Annotated in this window: 18 protein-coding genes and 2 pseudogenes; 12 read left to right on the top strand and 8 right to left on the bottom strand. The window is 61.9% G+C overall.

All coding sequences use genetic code 11. The features are described from left to right. The first annotated feature begins 2 nt into the window (after positions 1–2). The 3 genes from J3P79_RS18665 (at position 3) to J3P79_RS18655 (ending at position 3794) form a co-directional block, all read left to right on the top strand. The gene (locus J3P79_RS18665) at positions 3–410 is read left to right on the top strand and encodes a hypothetical protein (protein WP_434604935.1); all 408 of its coding nucleotides are present in this window, start codon (positions 3–5) and stop codon (positions 408–410) included. A gap of 160 nt (positions 411–570) precedes the next feature. Further along, entirely contained in the window at positions 571–1446 is an 876-nt protein-coding gene (gene speE, locus J3P79_RS18660) for a polyamine aminopropyltransferase (protein WP_434604933.1), read from the top strand. A 254-nt stretch (positions 1447–1700) separates the two neighbouring features. After that, positions 1701–3794: an LTA synthase family protein gene (locus tag J3P79_RS18655; protein WP_434604931.1), complete on the top strand. Its 2094-nt coding sequence runs from the start codon at positions 1701–1703 to the stop codon at positions 3792–3794. A 57-nt stretch (positions 3795–3851) separates the two neighbouring features. Here the strand turns inward: J3P79_RS18655 and J3P79_RS18650 are convergent, their stop codons facing one another. After that, positions 3852–4004, bottom strand: coding sequence for a DUF3309 family protein (locus J3P79_RS18650; protein WP_018606531.1), 153 nt, complete (start codon positions 4002–4004; stop codon positions 3852–3854). A 288-nt stretch (positions 4005–4292) separates the two neighbouring features. Between J3P79_RS18650 and J3P79_RS18645 the strand changes: the two genes are divergently transcribed. The 3 genes from J3P79_RS18645 (at position 4293) to csrA (ending at position 5849) form a co-directional block, all read left to right on the top strand. Then, positions 4293–5108, top strand: coding sequence for an SDR family oxidoreductase (locus tag J3P79_RS18645; protein WP_434604929.1), 816 nt, complete (start codon positions 4293–4295; stop codon positions 5106–5108). A 58-nt stretch (positions 5109–5166) separates the two neighbouring features. Further along, on the top strand, positions 5167–5499 hold the full coding sequence (locus J3P79_RS18640) for a YnfA family protein (protein WP_434604927.1): 333 nt from the start codon (positions 5167–5169) through the stop codon (positions 5497–5499). A gap of 149 nt (positions 5500–5648) precedes the next feature. Beyond that, positions 5649–5849, top strand: coding sequence for a carbon storage regulator CsrA (csrA, locus tag J3P79_RS18635; protein WP_045155403.1), 201 nt, complete (start codon positions 5649–5651; stop codon positions 5847–5849). On the opposite strand, the gene J3P79_RS18630 is transcribed toward csrA, so the two are convergent. The 5 genes from J3P79_RS18630 to mnmC form a co-directional block, all read right to left on the bottom strand. Continuing rightward, complete coding sequence (locus tag J3P79_RS18630) at positions 5838–6065, bottom strand: YheU family protein (protein ID WP_024778700.1); 228 nt, start codon at positions 6063–6065, stop codon at positions 5838–5840. The genes csrA and J3P79_RS18630 overlap by 12 nt on opposite strands. A gap of 190 nt (positions 6066–6255) precedes the next feature. Next, positions 6256–7446, bottom strand: coding sequence for an osmoprotectant NAGGN system M42 family peptidase (locus J3P79_RS18625; RefSeq protein ID WP_434604924.1), 1191 nt, complete (start codon positions 7444–7446; stop codon positions 6256–6258). A gap of 146 nt (positions 7447–7592) precedes the next feature. Continuing rightward, positions 7593–9338, bottom strand: a complete 1746-nt coding sequence (gene ngg / locus J3P79_RS18620; protein ID WP_434604922.1) for an N-acetylglutaminylglutamine synthetase — start codon at positions 9336–9338, stop codon at positions 7593–7595. A gap of 3 nt (positions 9339–9341) precedes the next feature. Further along, positions 9342–11114, bottom strand: coding sequence for an N-acetylglutaminylglutamine amidotransferase (locus J3P79_RS18615; protein ID WP_434604920.1), 1773 nt, complete (start codon positions 11112–11114; stop codon positions 9342–9344). Positions 11115–11251: 137 nt separating this feature from the next. Beyond that, a complete protein-coding gene (gene mnmC / locus J3P79_RS18610; RefSeq protein ID WP_434604918.1) occupies positions 11252–13234 on the bottom strand; it encodes a bifunctional tRNA (5-methylaminomethyl-2-thiouridine)(34)-methyltransferase MnmD/FAD-dependent 5-carboxymethylaminomethyl-2-thiouridine(34) oxidoreductase MnmC in 1983 nt (660 codons plus the stop codon). A gap of 150 nt (positions 13235–13384) precedes the next feature. On the opposite strand from mnmC, the pseudogene pap reads away from it, so the two are divergent. Both pap and J3P79_RS18600 read left to right on the top strand, forming a co-directional pair. Next, a pseudogene (gene pap, locus J3P79_RS18605) lies at positions 13385–14894 on the top strand (polyphosphate:AMP phosphotransferase). 104 nt (positions 14895–14998) lie between these two features. Then, on the top strand, positions 14999–16183 hold the full coding sequence (locus J3P79_RS18600) for a thiolase family protein (RefSeq protein WP_434604916.1): 1185 nt from the start codon (positions 14999–15001) through the stop codon (positions 16181–16183). A gap of 148 nt (positions 16184–16331) precedes the next feature. Here J3P79_RS18600 and J3P79_RS18595 read toward each other — a convergent pair. Beyond that, positions 16332–16526: pseudogene (locus J3P79_RS18595) on the bottom strand (DUF6316 family protein); the annotation flags it as partial. 189 nt (positions 16527–16715) lie between these two features. Here J3P79_RS18595 and J3P79_RS18590 point away from each other — a divergent pair. After that, a complete protein-coding gene (locus J3P79_RS18590) occupies positions 16716–17678 on the top strand; it encodes a DMT family transporter (RefSeq protein WP_434604914.1) in 963 nt (320 codons plus the stop codon). 63 nt (positions 17679–17741) lie between these two features. Here J3P79_RS18590 and J3P79_RS18585 read toward each other — a convergent pair whose 3' ends face one another. Then, positions 17742–19136, bottom strand: a complete 1395-nt coding sequence (locus J3P79_RS18585; protein WP_434604912.1) for a class II fumarate hydratase — start codon at positions 19134–19136, stop codon at positions 17742–17744. 202 nt (positions 19137–19338) lie between these two features. Here J3P79_RS18585 and J3P79_RS18580 point away from each other — a divergent pair, with 202 nt between their 5' ends. The 3 genes from J3P79_RS18580 (at position 19339) to J3P79_RS18570 (ending at position 21279) form a co-directional block, all read left to right on the top strand. Continuing rightward, positions 19339–19860 (top strand): DUF2059 domain-containing protein, encoded by a 522-nt coding sequence (locus J3P79_RS18580; protein ID WP_039588834.1) that lies wholly within the window; start codon positions 19339–19341, stop codon positions 19858–19860. A gap of 12 nt (positions 19861–19872) precedes the next feature. Then, positions 19873–20172, top strand: coding sequence for a BolA family protein (locus J3P79_RS18575; RefSeq protein WP_041024552.1), 300 nt, complete (start codon positions 19873–19875; stop codon positions 20170–20172). A gap of 165 nt (positions 20173–20337) precedes the next feature. Beyond that, entirely contained in the window at positions 20338–21279 is a 942-nt protein-coding gene (locus J3P79_RS18570; protein WP_434604909.1) for a rhodanese-related sulfurtransferase, read from the top strand. Positions 21280–21290: the final 11 nt, after the last annotated feature.

The raw sequence follows: 21290 nt of genomic DNA, 5'->3' as shown, positions 1-21290 counted from the left end.
CCATGACCGCCATCGCTCGTCTCACCCTGCTCACGCTCGTCCTGGGCCTGAGCGCTTGTGCGGTCCAGCGCCCGCCCGAGCCTTCGGCGCCGCTGCCACCCATACAGCCCTCGACGCCGACCAACAAACCGGCTCCGTCGACCGCCCCCGGCAAACCAGTGACACCGAACAAACCGGCCAAGCCGCTGCCGCGCACCTCCGCCAGTTTTGCCCCGCCACCGGGTGGCAACAGCCACTGGGATGCCAAGCTCGGGGTCTATGTGCTCGATAAGCAGCCCAATACGTTTTATCGCCAGCGTACGTATTATCGTTGGAACAACGGCTGGAGTCGCTCCGTGAGCCCGAACGGGCCGTGGGAAGACACCACCATCGAAGGCGTGCCGGCTGGTCTCGGACGCCAATTCAACTAACGACTCGAAACAACCGTGGCGAGGGAGCTTGCGTCCTCGCCACCAGGGCCGTGTTGCATTGCCAGTGTGTTGAAGGTTCGACCTGTCATCCCCAGCGTCGTAGAATGCGCGCCTTTGCGAGCCTCACTGGCCAACCGCGTATTTATCGGAGCACCTGACCATGACGACCACCCCGACCGGCGATTACCTGGAAACCCTCTACGAAGGCTACGGCCAACGTTTTCGCATGGACAAGCTGCTGCACGAAGTGCGCACCGAGCACCAGCACCTGGTGATCTTCGAAAACCCGCGGATGGGTCGTGTCATGGCCTTGGACGGTGTGATCCAGACCACCGAAGCCGACGAATACATCTACCACGAGATGTTGACCCATGTGCCGATCCTGGCCCATGGTGCGGTCAAGCGCGTGCTGATCATCGGCGGGGGCGACGGCGGCATGCTGCGCGAAGTGACCAAGCACGCGGGCATCGAGCACATCACCATGGTGGAGATCGACGGCACGGTGGTGGACATGTGCAAGGAGTTCTTGCCCAACCACTCCAAGGGCGCCTATGACGATCCGCGCTTGAACCTGGTGATCGACGATGGCATGCGTTTCGTTGCCACGACCCAGGAAAAATTCGACGTCATCATCTCCGATTCCACCGACCCGATCGGGCCGGGCGAAGTACTTTTCTCGGAAAACTTCTACCAGGCTTGCCACCGCTGCCTGAACGAAGGTGGGATCCTGGTGACCCAGAACGGTACGCCGTTCATGCAACTGGGCGAAGTCCAGACCACCGCCGGGCGCTTGCATGGCCTGTTCGCCGACTGGCATTTCTACCAGGCCGCCGTGCCGACCTACATCGGCGGCGCCATGACCTTTGCCTGGGGGGCGACGGATGCCTCTTACCGCAAGCTTTCCCGTGAAACCCTGCGCGAGCGCTTCATCAGCAGCGGTATCGTGACGCGTTACTACAACCCCGAGATCCATATCGGTGCGTTCGCCATGCCGCAATATGTGTTGCAGGCGATCAACAAGCCGAGCAACGACTGAAAATTCGGCATTGCCACAGAGGCGCTCGGCTCGAATGAGCGGGCGCTTTTTTGTTGCCAAACATTCTTTGAACGAAATTTTCACCAGACCTTGCGGACAATCCCACGCGCTTCTAGTGCGGCGGCTATTTAATGGCAACGCCATGGCCGTTCGTGCAGGATTCGCGCTTTTGCGAAAGCCCCGGCGCCACATTGGCCTGAAGAGGGCGCGCCGTTGATCTTTGTTCCTCCAATTCCAATAGGTCCCTAAACCACATGGCAATCCAGGACGCCCTGAGCCAGCAGCGCACCACACATCGCCTGCTGCAACCGACCGTCAAATCGCACCTCGCCTATACGTTGCTCTGTGCCTTGGTGATGATGGTCATGCTAAGCCTGCTGCGCGTAGCGTTGTTGGTCTACAACCGCGAGATGATCCTCGATACGCCGGCCTCCACCTTCGTCGAAGCCTTCGCCAACGGCTTGCGCTTGGACCTGCGCCTGGTCGTTTATCTGTGCATTCCGCTGCTGCTGGCGTTGTTCAACGCGCGGGCCATGGCCGCACGCGGATTCTTTCGTTCCTGGCTGACCGTCACCTCCAGCATCGCCCTGTTCCTGGGCTTGATGGAGATGGACTTCTATCGCGAGTTCCACCAGCGCCTCAATGGCCTCGTCTTCCAGTACGTGAAGGAAGACCCGAAAACCGTGATGAGCATGCTCTGGTACGGGTTTCCCGTGGTGCGCTATCTGCTGGCCTGGGTCGGCGGCACTATCATCCTGAGCTTGGCGTTCAAGGGCGCCGATCGTGCCACGCGTCCGCGCGGTCCTTTCAGCGGTGGCAGCATTGGCACCCGGCAGATCGCGCCATGGTACGGCCGTGTCGCGGTATTCATGGTTTGCCTGGTGGTGGCCGTGGCCGCTGCTCGCGGCACCCTGCGCCAAGGCCCTCCACTGCGTTGGGGCGACGTCTATACCACCGATTCGAATTTCGCCAACCAGTTGGGCCTCAACGGAACGTTGTCCCTGGTGGCGGCGGCCAAGAGCCGGATGTCCGAAGACCGGGACAATATCTGGAAAGCTACCCTGGAGCAGCCGTTGGCCCAGCAGACCGTGCGGGACATGCTGGTGCTGCCGGACGATAAGCTCGTCGACACCGAGACGGCCGCTGTGCGCCGCGACTACACGCCGCCGGCCGACAAGACACTGCCGATCAAGAACGTCGTCGTGATCCTCATGGAGAGCATGGCCGGTCACTCCGTCGGCGCACTGGGCGCGCCGGGCAACATCACGCCTTATCTGGACAAACTGTCCAAGGAAGGCTTGTTGTTCGACCGTTTCTTCTCCAACGGCACCCACACCCATCAAGGCATGTTCGCCACCATGGCCTGTTTCCCGAACCTGCCAGGCTTTGAATACCTGATGCAGACGCCGGAAGGCAGCCACAAACTGTCGGGTCTGCCACAGTTGCTCAGCGCCCGCCAATACGACGATGTGTATGTCTATAACGGCGATTTTGCCTGGGATAACCAGTCCGGTTTCTTCAGCAGCCAGGGCATGACCACGTTCATCGGGCGTAACGATTTCGTCAATCCGGTGTTCTCGGACCCGACCTGGGGTGTGTCCGACCAGGACATGTTCGACCGTGGCCTGATCGAGCTCAAGGCCCGGGAAAACGGCAAGCCGTTCTATGCGTTGCTGCAAACGCTGTCCAACCATACGCCGTACGCACTGCCGACGCCGTTGCCGGTCGAACCGGTCACTGACCGTGGCCGCCTGAACGAACACCTCACCGCCATGCGTTACTCCGATTGGGCGCTGGGCCAGTTCTTCGAGAAGGCGCGCAAGGAGCCTTATTTCAAGGAAACCCTGTTCGTCGTGGTCGGCGACCATGGCTTCGGCAATGAACGCCAGATCACCGAAATGGACCTGGGCCGCTTCAACGTGCCGATGCTGCTGATCGGGCCGGGCGTCCAGGAGAAGTTCGGCCAGCTCAATCACACCGTAGGCACCCAGGTCGATATCGTCCCCACCATCATGGGCCGGCTCGGCGGGGAAGTGCGCAACCAGTGCTGGGGCCGCGACTTATTGAACCTGCCGCCAGGCGACACCGGCTTTGGCGTCATCAAGCCGTCGGGCAGCGACCAGACCACCGCCCTGATCCACGACGACAAGATTTTGGTTTTGCCGGAGGAAAAGGCGATGGCACCGAAACTGTTCCGCTATCAATTGGGCGCCAATCCGCATGCAGAGGTCATCCCGGATGCGCCAGAGACCGCTGAGATGAAGCTCAAGCTTGAATCATTCCTGCAAACGGCGACCAAGAGCCTGTTGGACAACACGGCCGGGGTTATTGACGGCAAGCCGGACTGAGAACAGCGGACAATAAAAAAGAGGCCTTGAAGGGCCTCTTTTTTTTGCACTGGGTCTTTATATCTTGCCGAGTAACAGCAAGATCAACAGCACCACCAAGACTACGCCGATGATACCGGACGGTCCGTAACCCCAACTTCTGGAGTGCGGGAAGACCGGCAGGCCACCGATCAGCAGGAGGATCAGGATGATGATAAGAATAGTGCCCATTGTTGATTTCCTTATTGGTCAGTTCGTCAGTGATGTAACTTTCAACTGCCAGCGCGCATGCGTTAAATCCGGGCGGCTTATCAATTCCGACCGTAACGTCCTGTAAAAAATTCAAAGTTTTTTGTTAGTGCCTTAAAGCGTCGCTCAGAGCCCCGTCACTTATGCACAAGCGACACAAACCCGCCTGCGGTTTGCCCCCGCCATTCAGCACTCTGATGGAACGTGGGTCGGGCCCGGTCCTTCGCTACACTCGGCCTATCTCTCCCGGAACAACAAGGCTGTTTCCCTATGCAAAATCGCATGATGATCACCGGCGCCGGCTCTGGCCTGGGACGCGAAATCGCCCTGCGCTGGGCCCGCGAAGGATGGCGCCTGGCCTTATCCGATGTCAGTGAGCCAGGCCTTCTGGAAACCCTCCGGCTGGTTCGCGAAGCGGGCGGCGACGGCTTTGTCCAACGTTGCGATGTGCGCGACTACAGCCAGCTCACCGCGTTTGCCCAGGCCTGCGAGGAAAAGTTCGGCGGCATTGACGTCATCGTCAATAACGCCGGAGTGGCTTCCGGTGGATTCTTCAGCGAACTGTCGCTTGAAGATTGGGACTGGCAGATAGCGATCAACTTGATGGGCGTGGTCAAGGGCTGCAAGGCGTTCCTGCCGCTGTTGGAGAAAAGTCGCGGAAAAATCATCAACATCGCCTCCATGGCAGCCTTGATGCAAGGCCCTGCCATGAGCAACTACAACGTGGCCAAGGCCGGTGTGGTGGCGTTGTCGGAAAGCCTGTTGATCGAACTGGCGCAGCAGGAAATCGGGGTGCACGTGGTCTGCCCATCATTTTTCCAGACCAATTTGCTGGATTCGTTCCGTGGGCCGACGCCGGCCATGAAAGCCCAAGTCGGTAAATTGCTGGAAAGTTCACCGATCACCGCCGCCGACATTGCCGATTACATCTACCAGCACGTTGCGCAGGGTCAGTTCATGATCCTGCCCCACGAACAGGGGCGTGCGGCCTGGGCCATGAAGCAGAAGAATCCACAGCTGCTCTACGATGAAATGACCTCCATGGCTGACAAAATGCGCGCCAAGGCTCGACAGACCCTGAGTTGACCTGCCTTCCCGGCATCTATCAGGATGGTGCCTTCGTGCCTTCCTGATGGACCGCTTAATGCTCAACTATCTGTGGTTTTTTCTCGCCGCGCTCTTCGAGATCGCCGGTTGCTATGCCTTCTGGATGTGGTTGCGCCAAGGCAAGAGCGTCTGGTGGATTGCACCGGCGTTGCTTAGCCTCACGCTGTTCGCCCTTTTGTTGACCCGCATCGAAGCCACCTACGCTGGTCGCGCCTATGCCGCCTATGGGGGGATTTATATCGTTGCTTCCATCGGCTGGCTGGCTCTCATCGAGCGCGCGCGGCCGCTTGCCTCCGACTGGATCGGCGTGGCGCTCTGTGTGTTGGGGGCGGGGGTGATTCTGTTTGGCCCACGACTTTCCGGACCGTGATTTTGGGCAATAAACGGTTTTTTGCAGGACATTTCCTTCAGCTACCGGGATCCCTGGGTGTAGGGGATTACTGAATTAGCGCCGTGGTCTTGTGCCCGGAAAATTGGCCGGGCATGGTCGAGGTCCAGATATTCTTAAGGACAAGAACCATGCTCGTACTAAGCCGCGCTGTAGGTGAGTTGATATCCATTGGTGATGACATTACCGTCCGCGTGCTGTCGGTCAGCGGCAGCACCGTGCGTTTCGGCGTGGAAGCGCCACGACACGTCGATGTGCATCGTTCCGAAATCTACGACAAGATCCAGAGGAAAAAGGCCCAGGCGGCACGCAAGGCGTGCTCAATCGAATAGATGCTTGGGCACATCGTGCTTGAGCATCAACTGGCATTGTTCGCTTTCCGGATCGAAGACTATCATCGCCTGGCCCTTGGTCAGGGCCTGTCGTACCCGCAGGACGCGGGTTTCCAAAGGCGTGTCGTCACCGTTGTCGGTCCCGTCGCGGGTGACGAAATCTTCGATCAGGCGGGTGAGGGTGTCGACTTCGAGTTGGTCATGGGGGATCAGCATGATAGGGCTCCGCTAACTAGTGGGCGGATGCTACGGCGGATGAGCTGTGGCGGCTAGCCCGGGCTTTTTAATGTCTGCTCTGGCCCCATCGCGAGCAAGCTCGCTCCCACAAGGGCCGCAGTGCATTGGAGACTCTGGTGGGAGCGAGCTTGCTCGCGATGGCAATCGACCAGGCAGCGAGCATGTCGGATCAGCTCTCCGAACGCTGCCCAATCAGGCTATCCACTGAAGGCACCCGGGTGTCGCTTTCCATTTGCGCATCGTGTTCGATCTGGTGACTGAAGCGGTCCAGTGATCCCTGGGCCGGTTGCGCATCGCTGGCGAACACCGGTGGGCTGAGGATGTAGGCGCCGAGCAAGCGGCTGAGAGCCGCCAGGCTGTCGATGTGGGTGCGTTCGTAGCCATGGGTGGCGTCGCAGCCGAAGGCGAGCAGGGCGGTGCGGATATCGTGGCCGGCGGTGATCGCCGAATGGGCGTCGCTGAAGTAATAGCGAAACAGGTCACGGCGTGCGGGAAGCTCGTTCTCCTTGGCCAGTTTCAACAAGTGTCGGGACAGATGATAGTCGTAAGGGCCTCCAGAGTCCTGCATGGCCACGCTCACCGCGTGTTCGCTGGAATGCTGGCCCGGTGCGACCGGCGCGATGTCGATCCCGACGAACTCGCTGACGTCCCAGGGCAGCGCGGCTGCCGCGCCGCTGCCGGTTTCCTCGGTGATGGTGAACAGCGGATGGCAGTCGATCAGCAGCTCTTCGCCGCTGTCGACGATGGCCTTCAGCGCCGCCAGCAATGCGGCGACCCCGGCCTTGTCGTCCAGGTGCCGGGCGCTGATATGGCCGCTTTCGGTGAATTCCGGCAAGGGATCGAAGGCCACGTAGTCGCCGATGCCGACGCCCAGGGTCTCGCAGTCGGCGCGGGTCGTGCAGTAGGCGTCCAGGCGCAGTTCGATGTGGTCCCAACTGATGGGCATTTCATCCACCGCCGTATTGAATGCGTGACCGGACGCCATCAACGGCAGGACGCTGCCACGAATCACGCCGGTGTCGGTAAACAGGCTGACCCGGCTACCCTCGGCAAACCGGCTCGACCAGCAACCCACCGGGGCGAGCGTCAAGCGGCCGTTGTCCTTGATGGCCCGTACCGAGGCGCCGATGGTGTCCAGATGCGCCGATACCGCCCGGTCGGGGCTGTTTTTGCGGCCTTTCAGGGTGGCGCGGATCGTGCCGCGCCGGGTCATTTCGAATGGAATGCCCAGCTCTTCGAGCCGTTCGGCGACGTACCGGACAATGGTGTCGGTAAAACCGGTCGGGCTGGGAATGGCGAGCATTTCCAGCAAGACTTTTTGCAAGTATTCGAGATTTGGTTCGGGGATTTTGCTGATCATGGAAACTCCTCGCGCAATATTGGAATGAGCAATCCCGTGGCGAGGGAGCTTGCTCCCGCTCGGCTGCGAAGCAGTCGCATGCTTCGGGCAAATCAGGAGGGCCGCTTCACGGCCCAGCGGGAGCAAGCTCCCTCGCCACAGGTATCTCAGACCACCGCCTGGCTATGGGGGAACAACAAATCCACAAAGCGCTCGGCGGTGGGTTGTGGTTCGTGATTGGCCAGCCCGGCGCGTTCGTTGGCTTCGATGAACACATACTCCGGTTGATCGGCCGCCGGGACGAGAAGGTCCAGGCCGACCATGGGAATGTCCAAGGCCCGTGCCGCCCGGACCGCGGCATCGGTCAATGTTGGATGAAGGATGGCAGTCACATCCTCCAGGACACCTCCGGTGTGCAGGTTCGCCGTGCGCCGTACGAACAGATGCTCGCCCTTGGGCAGCACGCTTTCATAGTCATAGCCGGCCGCGCTCAAGGTGCGCTCGGTTTCGGCGTCCATCGGGATCTTGCTTTCGCCACCGGTAGCGGCCTGGCGCCGTCGGCTCTGGGCTTCGATGAGCGCACCGATGGTGTGCTGGCCGTCGCCGATCACCTCGGCCGGGCGTCGGATCGCCGCTGCTACCACTTCAAAGCCGATCACGAGGATTCGCAAATCCAGTCCCTCGTGGAAGCTTTCCAGCAACACGCTGCTGTCGAAGCGCCGGGCAGCTTCGATAGCGGTCTGCACTTCTTCGATCGTGCGCAAGTCCACCGCCACGCCTTGGCCCTGTTCGCCGTCCAGCGGTTTCACGACTATACGTCCGTGCTCGTCGAGAAACGCCAGATTGTCGTCGGCATTGCCCGCCAGTTGTTGGGCCGGGAGGTTCAGGCCAGCGTTTTTCAGCACCTTGTGGGTCAGGCTTTTGTTCTGACACAGCGTCATGCTGATGGCGCTGGTCAAGTCGCTCAAAGATTCCCGACAACGAATCCGGCGGCTGCCGTGGACCAAGGTGAACAGGCCGGCCTCGGCGTCATCCACCTGGACTTCGATGCCGCGCCGATGCGCTTCCTCGACGATGATTCGCGCGTAGGGGTTGAACTGCGCCTCGGGGCCAGGCCCTAGGAACAACGGCTGGTTGATCCCGTTCTTGCGCTTGATGGCGAAGGTCGAAAGGTTGCGGAAACCGAGCTTGGCGTAGAGATTTTTCGCCAGTCGGTTGTCGTGCAGCACCGACAAGTCCAGATAGCTCAAGCCCCGGCTCATGAAATGCTCGATGAGATGGCGCACCAGCACTTCGCCAACGCCGGGGCGCGAACACTGTGGGTCGACCGCGAGGCACCAGAGGCTGCTGCCGTTTTCCGGATCATTGAAGGCTTTCTGGTGATTGAGGCCCATGACGCTGCCGATCACCGCGCCGGTGTCGTCGTCCTCGGCCAGCCAGTAGACCGGGCCACCTTGGTGGCGCGGGGTCAACCGCTCCGGGTCGATGGGCAGCATGCCGCGAGCCTGGTAGAGCTGGTTGATGGCCTGCCAGTCGCTGTCGCTCTGGGCGCGGCGAATCCGGAAGCCGCGAAACACCCGCGTGGCTTGCCGATAGTCGCTGAACCACAGGCGCAGGGTGTCCGACGGATCAAGGAACAGATGCGCCGGTTCCAACCCCAGCACCTGTTGCGGCGCCGCGACATACAGGGCGATGTCACGTTCGCCGGGTTGTTCGTTGAGCAGTTCCTGGGCCAGGCTCGCCGGGTCCGGGAAGGTATGGCCAATCAGCAGCCGACCCCAGCCGCAATGCACGGCGATGGGGTCTGCGCCCAGTTCGCTGCCGTCTTCGGCCAAGCGTGCCTGCAAGCGTTCGTAAGACGGCGGTTGGCCGCGCAGAAGTCGTTGGTTGTGAAGGGTGGAATGGGGTTTCATCGGTCAGATTCCTTGCTCGCTGAGCCACAGGTTCAGCGCCGCCAATTGCCAAAGCCGCGAGCCGCGCAGCGGCGTCAGTTGGCCGTTGGGGTCGGTCAGCAGGCGATCGAGCATGGTCGGATTGAACAGCCCGCGATCCTGGCTCGGATCCAGCAGCAGTTCACGGACCCAGGCCAGGGTGTTGCCTTCAAGATGCTTGAGGCCGGGCACCGGGAAATAACCTTTCTTGCGGTCGATGACTTCGCTTGGGATCACTCGGCGGGCCGCTTCCTTGAGCACGTGCTTGCCGCCATCGGGCAGTTTGAATTTCGCCGGTACCCGGGCGGAAAGCTCCACCAGTCGGTAGTCGAGGAACGGCGTGCGTGCTTCCAGGCCCCAGGCCATGGTCATGTTGTCGACACGCTTGACCGGGTCGTCCACCAGCATCACCGTGCTGTCCAGGCGCAAGGCCTTGTCCACTGCGGCATCGGCGCCCGGCTGGGCGAAATGCGCCTTGACGAAGTCACCGGCCGCGTCGTTGGCGGTCATCCATTTGGGTTGCACGGTGGCGGCGTATTCCTCGTAGCTGCGGTCGAAGAACGCCGCGCGATAGGCCGCATACGGGTCGCTGGCGCCATCCACTTGCGGGTACCAGTGGTAGCCGGCGAACAGTTCGTCGGCGCCCTGGCCGCTTTGCACCACTTTGCAGTGCTTGGCCACCTCCCGCGAGAGCAGGTAGAAGGCGATGCAGTCGTGGCTGATCATCGGTTCGCTCATGGCACGGAACGCGGCCGGCAGTTGTTCGATGATCTCTTTTTCATCGATGCGCAATTGATGGTGACGGGTGCCGTAGTGCTTGGCGATCAAGTCCGAATACTGGAATTCGTCACCGCGTTCGCCACCGGCGTCCTGGAAGCCGATGGAGAAGGTAGACAGGTCTTCGACGCCGACCTCACGAAGCAAGCCGACAAGCATGCTCGAATCCACGCCGCCCGACAGCAACACGCCCACATCGACGGCGGCGCGCTGGCGGATGGCGACCGCTTCGCGGGTGCTGTCCAGCACGCGTTCGATCCAGTCTTGCAGATTGAGGTTTTGCTCATCGGGTCGAGGACCGTAGGGCAGCGTCCACCAGGTTTTCTGCTCGGTGCTACCGTCCGCCTCGACGCGCATCCAGGTGGCCGGCGGCAGCTTCTCGATGCCGGCCAGCAGGGTGCGAGGCGCCGGGACGACCGCATGGAAATTGAGGTAGTGGTTCAGGGCGACGGGGTCGAGCATCGGGTTGATGTCGCCGCCCTTGAGCAGTGCCGGCAACGCCGAGGCAAAGCGCAGGCGCTGGCCGGTGCGTGACAGGTACAGCGGCTTCACGCCGAGACGGTCGCGGGCGATGAACAGCCGCTTGGCATCGCGTTCCCAGATGGCGAAGGCGAACATGCCGTTGAGCTTGGGCAGCAGCGCTTCGCCCCAGGCGTGGTAACCCTTGAGCAGCACTTCGGTGTCGCCGCCGGAATGAAAGGCGTAGCCCAGACCTTCGAGTTCGGCCCGCAGTTCCGGGTAGTTGTAGATGGCGCCGTTGAACGCCAGGGACAGGCCCAGTTGATTGTCGATCATCGGCTGCGCCGAGCCGTCGGACAAATCCATGATTTTCAGGCGTCGATGGCCAAGGGCAATTGGCCCCTGGCTATGGAAACCCCACGCGTCGGGGCCACGAGGGGCCAAGTGATGGGTGATGCGCTCTACGGCCGCAAGGTCCGCAGGTTGTTGATCGAAACGTAACTCACCAGCTAATCCGCACATAAGTCCTTACCGGTTTTTCCGTTGGGGAGGGGTCAAGCCATACACGCCGAAAGGGCGGGTACTCTGGAACTGACCGATGGGATTGCTGTGAGTTTTATATCGATGCGTTATAAGCCGACGATTGGGGGGCGTAGAGTTCAGGCCTTGCCCCGGATCACCGCCCGCAGCGCGAACCGGTTCGGATGACACGCCTCGGCCACGCTTCGTGGCAGCGGCAGCGGTTCGTTCTCCAGCCAGGCGGCGATCAATTCGCCCGACAGCGGCGCGGTGATCAGGCCTCGGGAACCGTGGCCGCTGTTGACGTACAGGCCGTCGTGCCAAGGGCAGGGCGTGTCGGGCACTTGGCGGGCGTCCTTGGCCAGCGCCGAATACGCTTCGATGAAGGCAGGGTGGTCAGCCAACGGACCGACGATCGGCAGGTAGTCCGGACTGGTGCAGCGAAACGCTGCGCGGCCTTCCAGTTGCGCGGGATCCAGGGCTCGGGCGTCCAGCCGATCCACCAGGTCCACGGAAATCTCTTCGAGCATCTGCAGGTTGCCGGCATGCTCGGCGGCGGTAGGGGTCAGGTCATCGCTATGAAAATCGAAACTGGCCCCCAGCGTGTGCTCGCCCATTCGCGGCGGTGCCACGTAGCCTTCGGCGCAGACGACCGTCGCCAGGCGCTGGCTGCGGGTGGTTTGCGGCAGGCGGGTGATCTGTCCCCGAATGCGCTTGAGCGGCAGCTCGGCGGCGGGCTCGAAGCGTTTGATCTCGGCCGCGCTGGCGAGGATGGCCACCGGTGCGCTGGCCAGGCAGCGTTCGCCGTCCCAGGCCTGCCATTGGCCGTCGACGCGGCGCAGTTCCAGCACTTCATGATGTGCCTGCAACGTGATCGCCGGCCTCGAAGCTTGCCAGCGGCACAACGCTGGCGGATGCACCCAGCCGCCCTCAGGATAAAACAGACCGCCGCTGGGCAAACCGATGGCGGATTGCGCCTCGGCTTCGCTGCGATCGAGGATTTTCAACAGGCCGGCTGGAAACGCCTCGGCCAACCGCACCTGGCGCTCGGCCTCCTTGGCATCGAAGGCCAGTTGCAAGACGCCGCAAGCGTCCCAGTCGAGGCCCCGCTGCAGGTGTTCGAGCAAGCGCCGCGTGTAGCCGAAACCGCTGAGGATCATCTGTGACAACGCGGTGCCGTGGGCCGACAGTTTGAGGTACAGCACGCCCTGGGGGTTGCCGGACGCTTCTTCGGCCAAGCCGGCGTGACGTTCCAGCAAGGTCACCTGCCAGCCACGGGCCGCGAGGCTGGCCGCGCTGGCACAACCGGCCAGGCCGCCGCCGATCACCAGGGCCCGGCGCTCGCCGGCATGCAATGCGGGCCGGGCATACCAGGGTTTGATCGGCGCCGGTAGCGCGGTCTGCTCCGGCCAACCGAGGAACGCACCGCGAAGAATCTCCCATTTATGGCCGATGCCTGGCGTGCGCTTCATCTTGAAGCCCGCCGCGTTCAGTCGGCGTCGCACCCAGCCGGTGCTGGTGAAGGTGCTGAGGGTGGCCCCCGGCGCGGCCAGTCGGGCGAGCTCGGCGAACAGTTCGGCGCTCCACATCTCAGGGTTTTTCGCCGGGGCGAAACCGTCCAGGAACCAGGCGTCTATTTGTCCCTCGAGCTGGGGCAATTGCTCGAGGGCGTCGCCAATCAGCAGCGTCAGGGTGACCCGGCCGCTCGCCAGTGTGATGCGCTGGAAACCCTGGTGAATCGCAACGTACTGCCCAAGCAGTTGATCCGCCTGGGCCTTGAGCTCCGGCCACAAGGCCAGGGCTCGGCGCAGGTCTTCAGGGCTCAGGGGAAACTTTTCGACGCTGACAAAATGCAGCCGCGCGCCAGCCGGCGCGCATTGCTCGAACAGCTGCCAGGCGCAAAGAAAATTCAACCCGGTACCGAACCCGGTTTCGCCGATCACCAGACGCCCGCCCTCGGTCAGTGCTGCGAAACGCTCGGCCAGGTTGTTCTGCTGCAAGAACACATAGCGGGTTTCTTCCAGGCCCGATTGGTCGGAGAAATACACATCGTTGAATGCCCGGGAGCGGGGGCGGCCCTGGTCGTCCCAGTCGAGTTGGGCGTGGTGTTGGATGGGCGTCATGACAGGCTCGGTGAAAATGAAGGCGCCATTCTAGCCGATCGGCAAGGCGTTGCTTGATCCAGGGCAAACGAGCCTGCATCCGGAAGGAATCTGCTGCGCAGGCGCGCATCCAATCCGCTAGTCTTGCCCCATTCCTGGAAGGAGCTGCCCATGTTCGAGTCCGCCGAAATCGGTCACGTCGTTGATAAAGAAACCTATGAGGCCGAAGTCCCGGCACTGCGTGAAGCGTTGCTCGAAGCGCAATTCGAGCTGCACCAGCAGGGCCGTTTCCCGGTCATTGTGCTGATCAACGGCATCGAAGGCGCGGGCAAGGGCGAGACGGTGAAGTTGCTCAACGAGTGGATGGACCCGCGGCTGATCGAAGTCCGCACGTTCGACCAGCAGACCGACGAGGAACTGGCGCGGCCGCCGGCCTGGCGCTATTGGCGGATGTTGCCGGCCAAGGGGCGCATGGGGATTTTTTTCGGTAACTGGTACAGCCAGATGCTGCAGGGGAGGGTCCATGGCGAGTTCAAGGACCCGGCTCGACCAGGCGATCAACGGTGCCGAACGCCTGGAGAAAATGCTCTGCGATGAAGGCGCGCTGATTTTCAAGTTCTGGTTTCACCTGTCCAAGAAACAGATGAAGGCCCGGCTCAAAAGCCTCAAGGACGATCCGCTGCACAGCTGGCGCATCAGTCCGCTGGACTGGCAGCAGTCGCAGACCTACGACAAGTTCGTCAAGTACGGCGAGCGCGTGCTGCGCCGCACCAGTCGCGATTACGCACCGTGGCATGTGATCGAAGGAGTGGACGCCTGTTACCGCAGCCTTGCGGTCGGGCGGATCCTGCTCGAAGGCCTGCGCCAGGCCCTGGACCGGCAGAAGGTCAAGGCGGCCAAGGTCAACGTGGCGCCGTTGCCGGCGCTGGATGACCAGGTGACGTTGATCGGCAGCCTGGACATGACGCTGCGCCTGGACAAGGCCGACTACGAAGAACAACTGATCACCGAGCAGGCCCGCTTCGCCGGCCTGTTGCGCGACAAGCGCATGCGTCGGCATGCCTTGGTGGCAGTGTTCGAAGGCAACGATGCGGCGGGCAAGGGCGGGGCGATCCGCCGGGTCGCGGCGGCGCTCGATCCGCGCCAGTACAGCATCGTGCCGATTGCCGCGCCCACCGAGGAAGAACGTGCCCACCCCTACATGTGGCGGTTCTGGCGGCACATTCCGGCGCGGGGCAAGTTCACCATGTTCGACCGCTCCTGGTATGGCCGGGTGCTGGTGGAGCGGGTCGAGGGCTTTTGCAGCCGCGCCGACTGGCTTCGGGCCTACGGTGAAATCAACGACTTCGAGGAACAACTGGCCGACGCCGGCGTGGTGGTCGTCAAGTTCTGGCTGGCGATCGACAAGGAAACCCAATTGGCGCGCTTCCAGGAACGGGAGGAAATCCCCTTCAAGCGCTTCAAGATCACCGAGGACGACTGGCGCAATCGGGACAAGTGGGACGCCTATCGCTCTGCGGTCTGCGACATGGTCGATCGCACCAGCACGGAGATCTCGCCCTGGACATTGGTGGAAGCCAACGACAAGCGTTGGGCCCGGGTCAAGGTGTTGCGCACGCTCAATGAGGCGCTGGAGGCCGCGTTCGAGCGTTCCGCCAGGCAAGCGCGGAAAAAGAACTAGCCCGATGGGCACGCATACGCGGGGTGAATGATTGTCGCGTTCGGTCATGGGGTGGATCTATCCTCGATTGCATTCCTAACCGATAACAACAATGAGGTGCCGCCATGCGTGAAGTGGTGATCGTCGACAGCGTACGGACCGGATTGGCCAAGTCCTTTCGCGGCAAGTTCAACATGACCCGTCCGGACGACATGGCGGCGCATTGCGTCAACGCGTTGCTGGCGCGTAACGACATCGACCCGGCCAGCGTCGAGGATTGCATCGTCGGCGCCGGTTCCAACGAAGGTGCCCAAGGCTTCAACATCGGGCGTAACGTGGCGGTGCTCTCGCAACTGGGCATCGGCACGGCGGGGATGACCCTCAACCGTTTTTGCTCGTCGGGCCTGCAAGCCATCGCGATTGCCGCCAACCAGATCGCTTCGGGTTGCAGCGAGATCATCGTCGCCGGCGGCGTCGAGTCCATCAGCCTGACGATGAAGAGCGTCAACACCGACAACCTGATCAATCCACTGCTCAAGGAGCAAGTCCCCGGCATCTACTTCCCGATGGGGCAGACCGCCGAGATCGTCGCGCGCCGTTATCAGGTCAGTCGCGAGGAACAGGACCGCTACGCCTTGCAGAGCCAGCAGCGCACGGCCCGTGCCCAGGCTGAGGGGCTGTTCAATGACGAAATCGTACCGATGGCGGTCAAGTACCGGGTCGAGGACAAGAACACCGGTGCGGTGCAGATTCTGGACGGCGTAGTCGAGCGCGATGATTGCAACCGCCCCGATACCACCTACGAAAGCCTGGCCGGGTTGAAACCGGTGTTTGCCGAGGACGGTTCGGTGACGGCGGGGAACTCCTCGCAGTTATCCGACGGTGCTTCGATGACGCTGGTGATGAGCCTGGAAAAAGCCTTGGCCCTGGGGCTCAAGCCAAAGGCTTTTTTTCGCGGCTTCACCGTGGCCGGTTGCGAGCCGGACGAGATGGGCATCGGCCCGGTGTTCTCGGTGCCCAGGTTGCTCAAGGCCAAGGGTTTGCAAATCGGCGACGTCGACCTGTGGGAGCTCAACGAGGCGTTTGCCTCCCAGTGCCTCTACAGTCGCAACCGGCTGGAAATCGACAACGAGAAATACAACGTCAACGGTGGCTCGATTTCCATCGGCCACCCGTTCGGCATGACCGGCTCGCGGCAAGTGGGGCATCTGGTGCGTGAACTGCAACGGCGCAACCTGCGCTATGGCATCGTGACCATGTGCGTGGGCGGCGGGATGGGGGCGACGGGGTTGTTCGAGGCGGTTCGGTAACCACCGCCTCTGCGCTTTCGTGGCGAGGGAGCTTGCTCCCGCTCGGCTGCGAAGCAGTCGCCGTTTTTTACCAGGTTTGAACCGTAGGGGGGCCGCTTTGCGGCCCAGCGGGAGCAAGCTCCCTCGCCACGGGGGCTGCGAATTGTTCAGCCACCTTGGGCAACTGCTGCATCCGCTGGATGTACGCCGCAATCTCCTGCTCCGCCGCCTCGCGAGTGACGAATGGGCCTTCCTGGGTGCCTTCGCGCGTATTGAAATAAAACTCGCCATTTACCCGGCAGATGCGGTCACTGCGGAAGATCGTCTTGGGGGCGTCTGTATCGTGGGCGCGCGTTCCTGGCATTTCGGGTCTCCATAGGGGGCAGCGTGGTCGTTTCAATTGAGCATATGTGGTGTCGGTGATTTGCGCCTGTCCAACCGATCGACGGCTGCGACCCATACAATTCCATCAACGGCGAAGGCTGAACTGTCCCTGTGTCAACGATCGATCCGGGCCTAGAATGGGCGTTCATGTCTTGGCTTCGAGGGTTGCATGCACATTTCGTCCGGTCGCTGGGTCTATGGCCTGTTCCTCGCCTTGCTGACCGCCCTGTTGTGGGGAATCCTGCCAATCAAGCTCAAGCAAGTGCTGCAGGTGATGGATCCGGTGACGGTGACCTGGTTTCGACTGACAGTGTCCGGCGGTCTGCTCTTCGTCTACCTGGCGGCCACCAGGCGCTTGCCCAGCCGCAAGGTGCTCGGCCCGCGTGGCGGCTGGTTGGTGGCGATGGCGGTGCTGGGGCTGGTGGGCAATTACGTCCTGTACCTCATGGGCCTGAACCGCTTGAGTCCCGGCACCGCGCAGCTGGTGGTGCAGATGGGACCGATCATGCTGCTGGTCGCCAGTCTGTTTGTATTCAAGGAGCGTTTCAGCGTGGGGCAGGGCATTGGCTTGCTCGTGCTGCTGATCGGCTTCGCGCTGTTCTTCAATCAGCGTCTCATCGAGCTGCTGACTTCCCTGAGCGACTACACCGCCGGGGTCTTGCTGGTGCTGTTGGCCTCGACCGTCTGGACGTTCTATGCCCTCGGCCAGAAGCAACTGCTGACGGTGTGGAATTCGCTGCAGGTGATGATGGTGATCTACCTGTTCTGCGCAATGCTGCTGACGCCTTGGGTTCATCCGCTGGAGGCGCTGCAGCTGACCCCATTGCAAGGCTGGCTATTGCTCGCTTGTTGCCTCAATACCCTGATTGCCTATGGTGCGTTTGCCGAAGCATTGGCCCATTGGGAAGCCTCGCGGGTCAGCGCAACCCTGGCGATCACGCCGCTGGTGACGTTCGCCGCCGTAGCGATGGCCGCCTGGTGGTGGCCTGAGTACGTCCATGCCGAGCAGATCAACCTGTTGGGTTATGGCGGGGCGGTGCTGGTGGTACTGGGATCGGCGCTGGTGGCGTTGGGGCCGTCGCTCATCGCCGGACTCAGGGCCCGGCGCGAGCGTTTGGCTGTCAGCCGCTAGACCGCGGAGGAAGCGAGGTGGCTGTCAGGTGCGGTGATGGCGGCCTTTGAGACAACAACAAACTCAGCCCTGCCCGCCAGCCTCCAGCATGTTTTCCGGCCGGACCCAGGCCTCGAACTCCTCATCGGTCAAGTACCCCAGCTGCAATGCGGCCTCGCGTAAGGTCAGCCCTTCGCTGTAGGCCTTCTTGGCGATTTCCGCCGACTTGTCGTAGCCGATGTGTGGATTCAGCGCCGTTACCAGCATCAATCCACGTTCCAGATGCGCCGCCATCTGTTCGGCATCTGGCTCGAGACCGGCGATGCAGTGCTGCTGGAAGTTGCTGCAACCATCGGCCAGCAGGCGGATCGATTGCAGCAGGTTGTGGATGATCACTGGCTTGAACACGTTCAACTGCAAATGACCCTGGCTGGCGGCAAAACCGATGGCCACGTCGTTGCCCAGCACTTGGCAGGCCAGCATCGACAAGGCTTCGCACTGGGTCGGGTTGACCTTGCCCGGCATGATGGAGCTGCCCGGTTCGTTGGCCGGCAATTTCACTTCGGCAAAACCGGCGCGAGGCCCGGAGCCCAGCAGGCGCAGGTCGTTGGCGATTTTCATCAGGGTCACGGCCAGGGTTTTCAATGCACCGGACAATGTGGTCAGCGGCTCATGGCCGGCCAGCGCCGCGAACTTGTTCGGCGCGGTGACGAAGGGCAGGCCCGACAGCGCCGCCAACTCAGCGGCAATCGCTTCGCCAAACCCATGGGGCGAATTGAGCCCGGTGCCCACCGCAGTGCCGCCCTGGGCCAGTTCGCAGACGGCCGGCAACGCGGCGCGGATCGCCCGTTCGGCGTAATCGAGTTGGGCAATGAAGGCGGACAGTTCCTGGCCGAACGTGATCGGCGTGGCGTCCATCATGTGGGTGCGGCCGGTCTTGACCAGTTTCATGTGGCGCGCCGCCAGTTCCGCGAGGCCGCCGGACAATTCGCTGATGGCCGGCAGCAGTCGCTGGTAGACGGCCTGGGCGGCCGCGATGTGCATCGCGGTGGGGAAGCAGTCGTTGGAGCTCTGGGAGCGATTGACGTGGTCGTTGGGGTGCACCGGGCTCTTGCCGCCGCGAGGGTTGCCCGCCAGCTCATTGGCGCGCCCGGCGATCACCTCGTTGACGTTCATGTTGCTCTGGGTCCCGCTGCCTGTCTGCCAGACTACGAGGGGAAACTGGTCGTCATGCTGGCCGGCCAGCACCTCGTCGGCGGCCTGTTCGATCAGGCGGGCGATGTCGGCGGGCAGGTCGCCGTTGCGGTCGTTGACCCGCGCGGCGGCTTTCTTGACCAGCGCCAAGGCGTGCAGCACCGACAGCGGCATGCGTTCGTTGCCAATGGCAAAGTTGATCATGGAACGCTGTGTCTGGGCGCCCCAGTAGGCTTCATCCGGGACTTCAACCTGGCCAAGGCTGTCGGTTTCAATACGGCTCATCGGGTCAAACTCCTGTAGGTCTGAATGCGCAGTTTAGGCCCTGGTGGGCGCTGGCGGTTCCCTCAATCACGCGCCAATCTAGGAGCGTGCGGTCCGGTCCGTCAATCGGACCCGCCAAGGGTCGGGGTTGAGCCCCGGCGTTTTTTAGGCGCAGAATGGTCGCCCTTGGGGTTTTACCTCGCCTGTTAGAAAAGGAAACTCGATGACCCGTCTTCGTGCCATCTGTACCGCGGTTGCTCTGGTGTGTGCCAGCGGCCCTGTCTTCGCTGATACCGCCAGCCACAACGCCAGTGCCGAAGCGTTCCTGACCCTGGCGCACGCCGACAAGCTGGGTACCCCGGTCTACATGCAAGTACAGCAGATGTTTGCCCAGCGCTTCGAGCAGACCAAGGCTCCCGAGTCGAAAAAGGCAACCCTGGAAACCTACCAGGCCAAGGCCAACGCCGCCCTGGACCAGGCCATCGGCTGGAACAAGCTCAAGCCGGACATGGTCAAGCTCTACACCAGCAACTTCAGCGAGTCGGAGCTCAAGGACCTGGTGTCCTTCTATCAGTCTCCCCTGGGCAAGAAAGTCCTGGAAAAAATGCCGCAGCTGACCCAGCAATCGGCGCAACTGACCCAGGCCAAGCTGGAAAGCGCCGTGCCGGTGGTCAACAAGCTGCTGGCGGACATGACCGCCGAGCTCGAGCCAAAAGCCGCCGCCCCGGCCAAGAAAAAGCCATAAGCGGAGCCTGGCATGAGCATGCAACAACGCATTGAATCGACCCTCGGGCTTTTGCAGCCCGAGCACCTGCAAGTGCTGGACGAAAGCCACATGCACAGCCGTGGGTTGCAGACCCATTTCAAGGCGGTGGTGGTCAGCCGGCAGTTCGAGGGGCTCAATCGGGTCAAGCGACACCAGAAGGTCTACGGCACGCTGGGCGAGTTGATGGGCGAATTCCATGCATTGGCGCTGCACACCTACACGCCGGAAGAATGGGCCCAGATCGACGCGGCCCCGGCTTCGCCGACCTGCGCTGGTGGCAGCAAGCACTGATTGCCAGTGGTGAGGTCGCTTGCCACAGAGCGATGTACCGGCCGTGCAATTGCAGTCCTGCAACCCATACGTTTTTGCTAGAATCCGCAACGCGCCGCTTACCCGGCGCGTTTTTTTTCGCATCCGGTTCACCCTTTACGAGGGTAGCCACCTGGAGAAATACCCATGACACCACCCATTGTCGTGGCGGCACTGTATAAGTTCGTCACCCTGGAAGATTACGTCGAGCTGCGCGAGCCCCTGCTCAAGGCCATGCTCGACAATGGCATCAAAGGCACGCTGCTGATCGCCGAAGAAGGCATCAACGGCACCGTTTCCGGCACCCGTGAAGGGATCGACGGGTTGATGGCCTGGCTCAAGAACGACCCGCGCATGGACGATATCGACCACAAGGAGTCGTACTGCGACGAGCAGCCGTTCTACCGCACCAAGGTCAAGCTCAAGAAAGAAATCGTCACCCTCGGCGTAGACGGCGTGGACCCGAACAAGCAGGTCGGCACTTATGTCGAGCCTCAGGATTGGAACGCCTTGATCAGCGATCCCGAAGTGTTGCTCATCGACACGCGCAACGACTACGAAGTGGCGATCGGCACTTTTGAAGGCGCCATCGACCCCAAGACCACCAGCTTCCGTGAGTTCCCCGAGTACATCAAAGCCCACTTCGACCCAACCCGGCACAAGAAAGTCGCGATGTTCTGCACCGGTGGCATTCGTTGTGAGAAAGCTTCGAGCTATATGCTCGGCCAAGGGTTTGACGAGGTCTATCACCTCAAGGGCGGCATCCTGAAATACCTCGAAGAGGTTCCCCAGGAAGAAACCAAATGGCGCGGCGACTGCTTCGTATTCGATAACCGCGTGACCGTGCGCCACGACCTCAGCGAAGGCGACTACGATCAGTGCCATGCATGCCGTACCCCGGTGAGCGTGGAAGATCGCGCCTCCGAGCACTACGTGCCCGGCATCAGTTGCCCGCATTGCTGGGACAAGCTGAGCGAGAAGACCCGTCGCAGCGCCATCGACCGGCAAAAGCAGATCGAATTGGCCAAGGCGCGCAACATGCCGCATCCAATCGGCTACAACTACAAGCAAACATCTTCCGAGGCTTGAGCCATGGCGTC

Source organism: Pseudomonas sp. R1-7, from assembly GCF_051132105.1.
In the GTDB taxonomy this organism is placed as follows: Bacteria; Pseudomonadota; Gammaproteobacteria; order Pseudomonadales; family Pseudomonadaceae; genus Aquipseudomonas.
The sequence above is the reverse complement of the archived record's forward strand: the minus strand, read 5'-3'. Positions and strand labels throughout refer to the sequence as shown.

What these genes read in the sequence shown, in the direction of transcription:
- csrA (WP_045155403.1), top strand. Translation starts at nt 5,649, where the DNA reads ATGCTCGTACTAAGCCGCGCTGTAGGTGAGTTGATATCCATTGGTGAT.
- J3P79_RS18570 (WP_434604909.1), top strand. Translation starts at nt 20,338, where the DNA reads ATGACACCACCCATTGTCGTGGCGGCACTGTATAAGTTCGTCACCCTG.
- J3P79_RS18580 (WP_039588834.1), top strand. Translation starts at nt 19,339, where the DNA reads ATGACCCGTCTTCGTGCCATCTGTACCGCGGTTGCTCTGGTGTGTGCC.
- J3P79_RS18575 (WP_041024552.1), top strand. Translation starts at nt 19,873, where the DNA reads ATGAGCATGCAACAACGCATTGAATCGACCCTCGGGCTTTTGCAGCCC.
- J3P79_RS18630 (WP_024778700.1), bottom strand. Translation starts at nt 6,065, where the DNA reads ATGCTGATCCCCCATGACCAACTCGAAGTCGACACCCTCACCCGCCTG.
- J3P79_RS18655 (WP_434604931.1), top strand. Translation starts at nt 1,701, where the DNA reads ATGGCAATCCAGGACGCCCTGAGCCAGCAGCGCACCACACATCGCCTG.
- J3P79_RS18625 (WP_434604924.1), bottom strand. Translation starts at nt 7,446, where the DNA reads ATGATCAGCAAAATCCCCGAACCAAATCTCGAATACTTGCAAAAAGTC.
- J3P79_RS18615 (WP_434604920.1), bottom strand. Translation starts at nt 11,114, where the DNA reads ATGTGCGGATTAGCTGGTGAGTTACGTTTCGATCAACAACCTGCGGAC.
- J3P79_RS18645 (WP_434604929.1), top strand. Translation starts at nt 4,293, where the DNA reads ATGCAAAATCGCATGATGATCACCGGCGCCGGCTCTGGCCTGGGACGC.
- J3P79_RS18640 (WP_434604927.1), top strand. Translation starts at nt 5,167, where the DNA reads ATGCTCAACTATCTGTGGTTTTTTCTCGCCGCGCTCTTCGAGATCGCC.
- mnmC (WP_434604918.1), bottom strand. Translation starts at nt 13,234, where the DNA reads ATGACGCCCATCCAACACCACGCCCAACTCGACTGGGACGACCAGGGC.
- J3P79_RS18600 (WP_434604916.1), top strand. Translation starts at nt 14,999, where the DNA reads ATGCGTGAAGTGGTGATCGTCGACAGCGTACGGACCGGATTGGCCAAG.
- J3P79_RS18650 (WP_018606531.1), bottom strand. Translation starts at nt 4,004, where the DNA reads ATGGGCACTATTCTTATCATCATCCTGATCCTCCTGCTGATCGGTGGC.
- J3P79_RS18585 (WP_434604912.1), bottom strand. Translation starts at nt 19,136, where the DNA reads ATGAGCCGTATTGAAACCGACAGCCTTGGCCAGGTTGAAGTCCCGGAT.
- J3P79_RS18590 (WP_434604914.1), top strand. Translation starts at nt 16,716, where the DNA reads ATGCACATTTCGTCCGGTCGCTGGGTCTATGGCCTGTTCCTCGCCTTG.
- J3P79_RS18665 (WP_434604935.1), top strand. Translation starts at nt 3, where the DNA reads ATGACCGCCATCGCTCGTCTCACCCTGCTCACGCTCGTCCTGGGCCTG.
- speE (WP_434604933.1), top strand. Translation starts at nt 571, where the DNA reads ATGACGACCACCCCGACCGGCGATTACCTGGAAACCCTCTACGAAGGC.
- ngg (WP_434604922.1), bottom strand. Translation starts at nt 9,338, where the DNA reads ATGAAACCCCATTCCACCCTTCACAACCAACGACTTCTGCGCGGCCAA.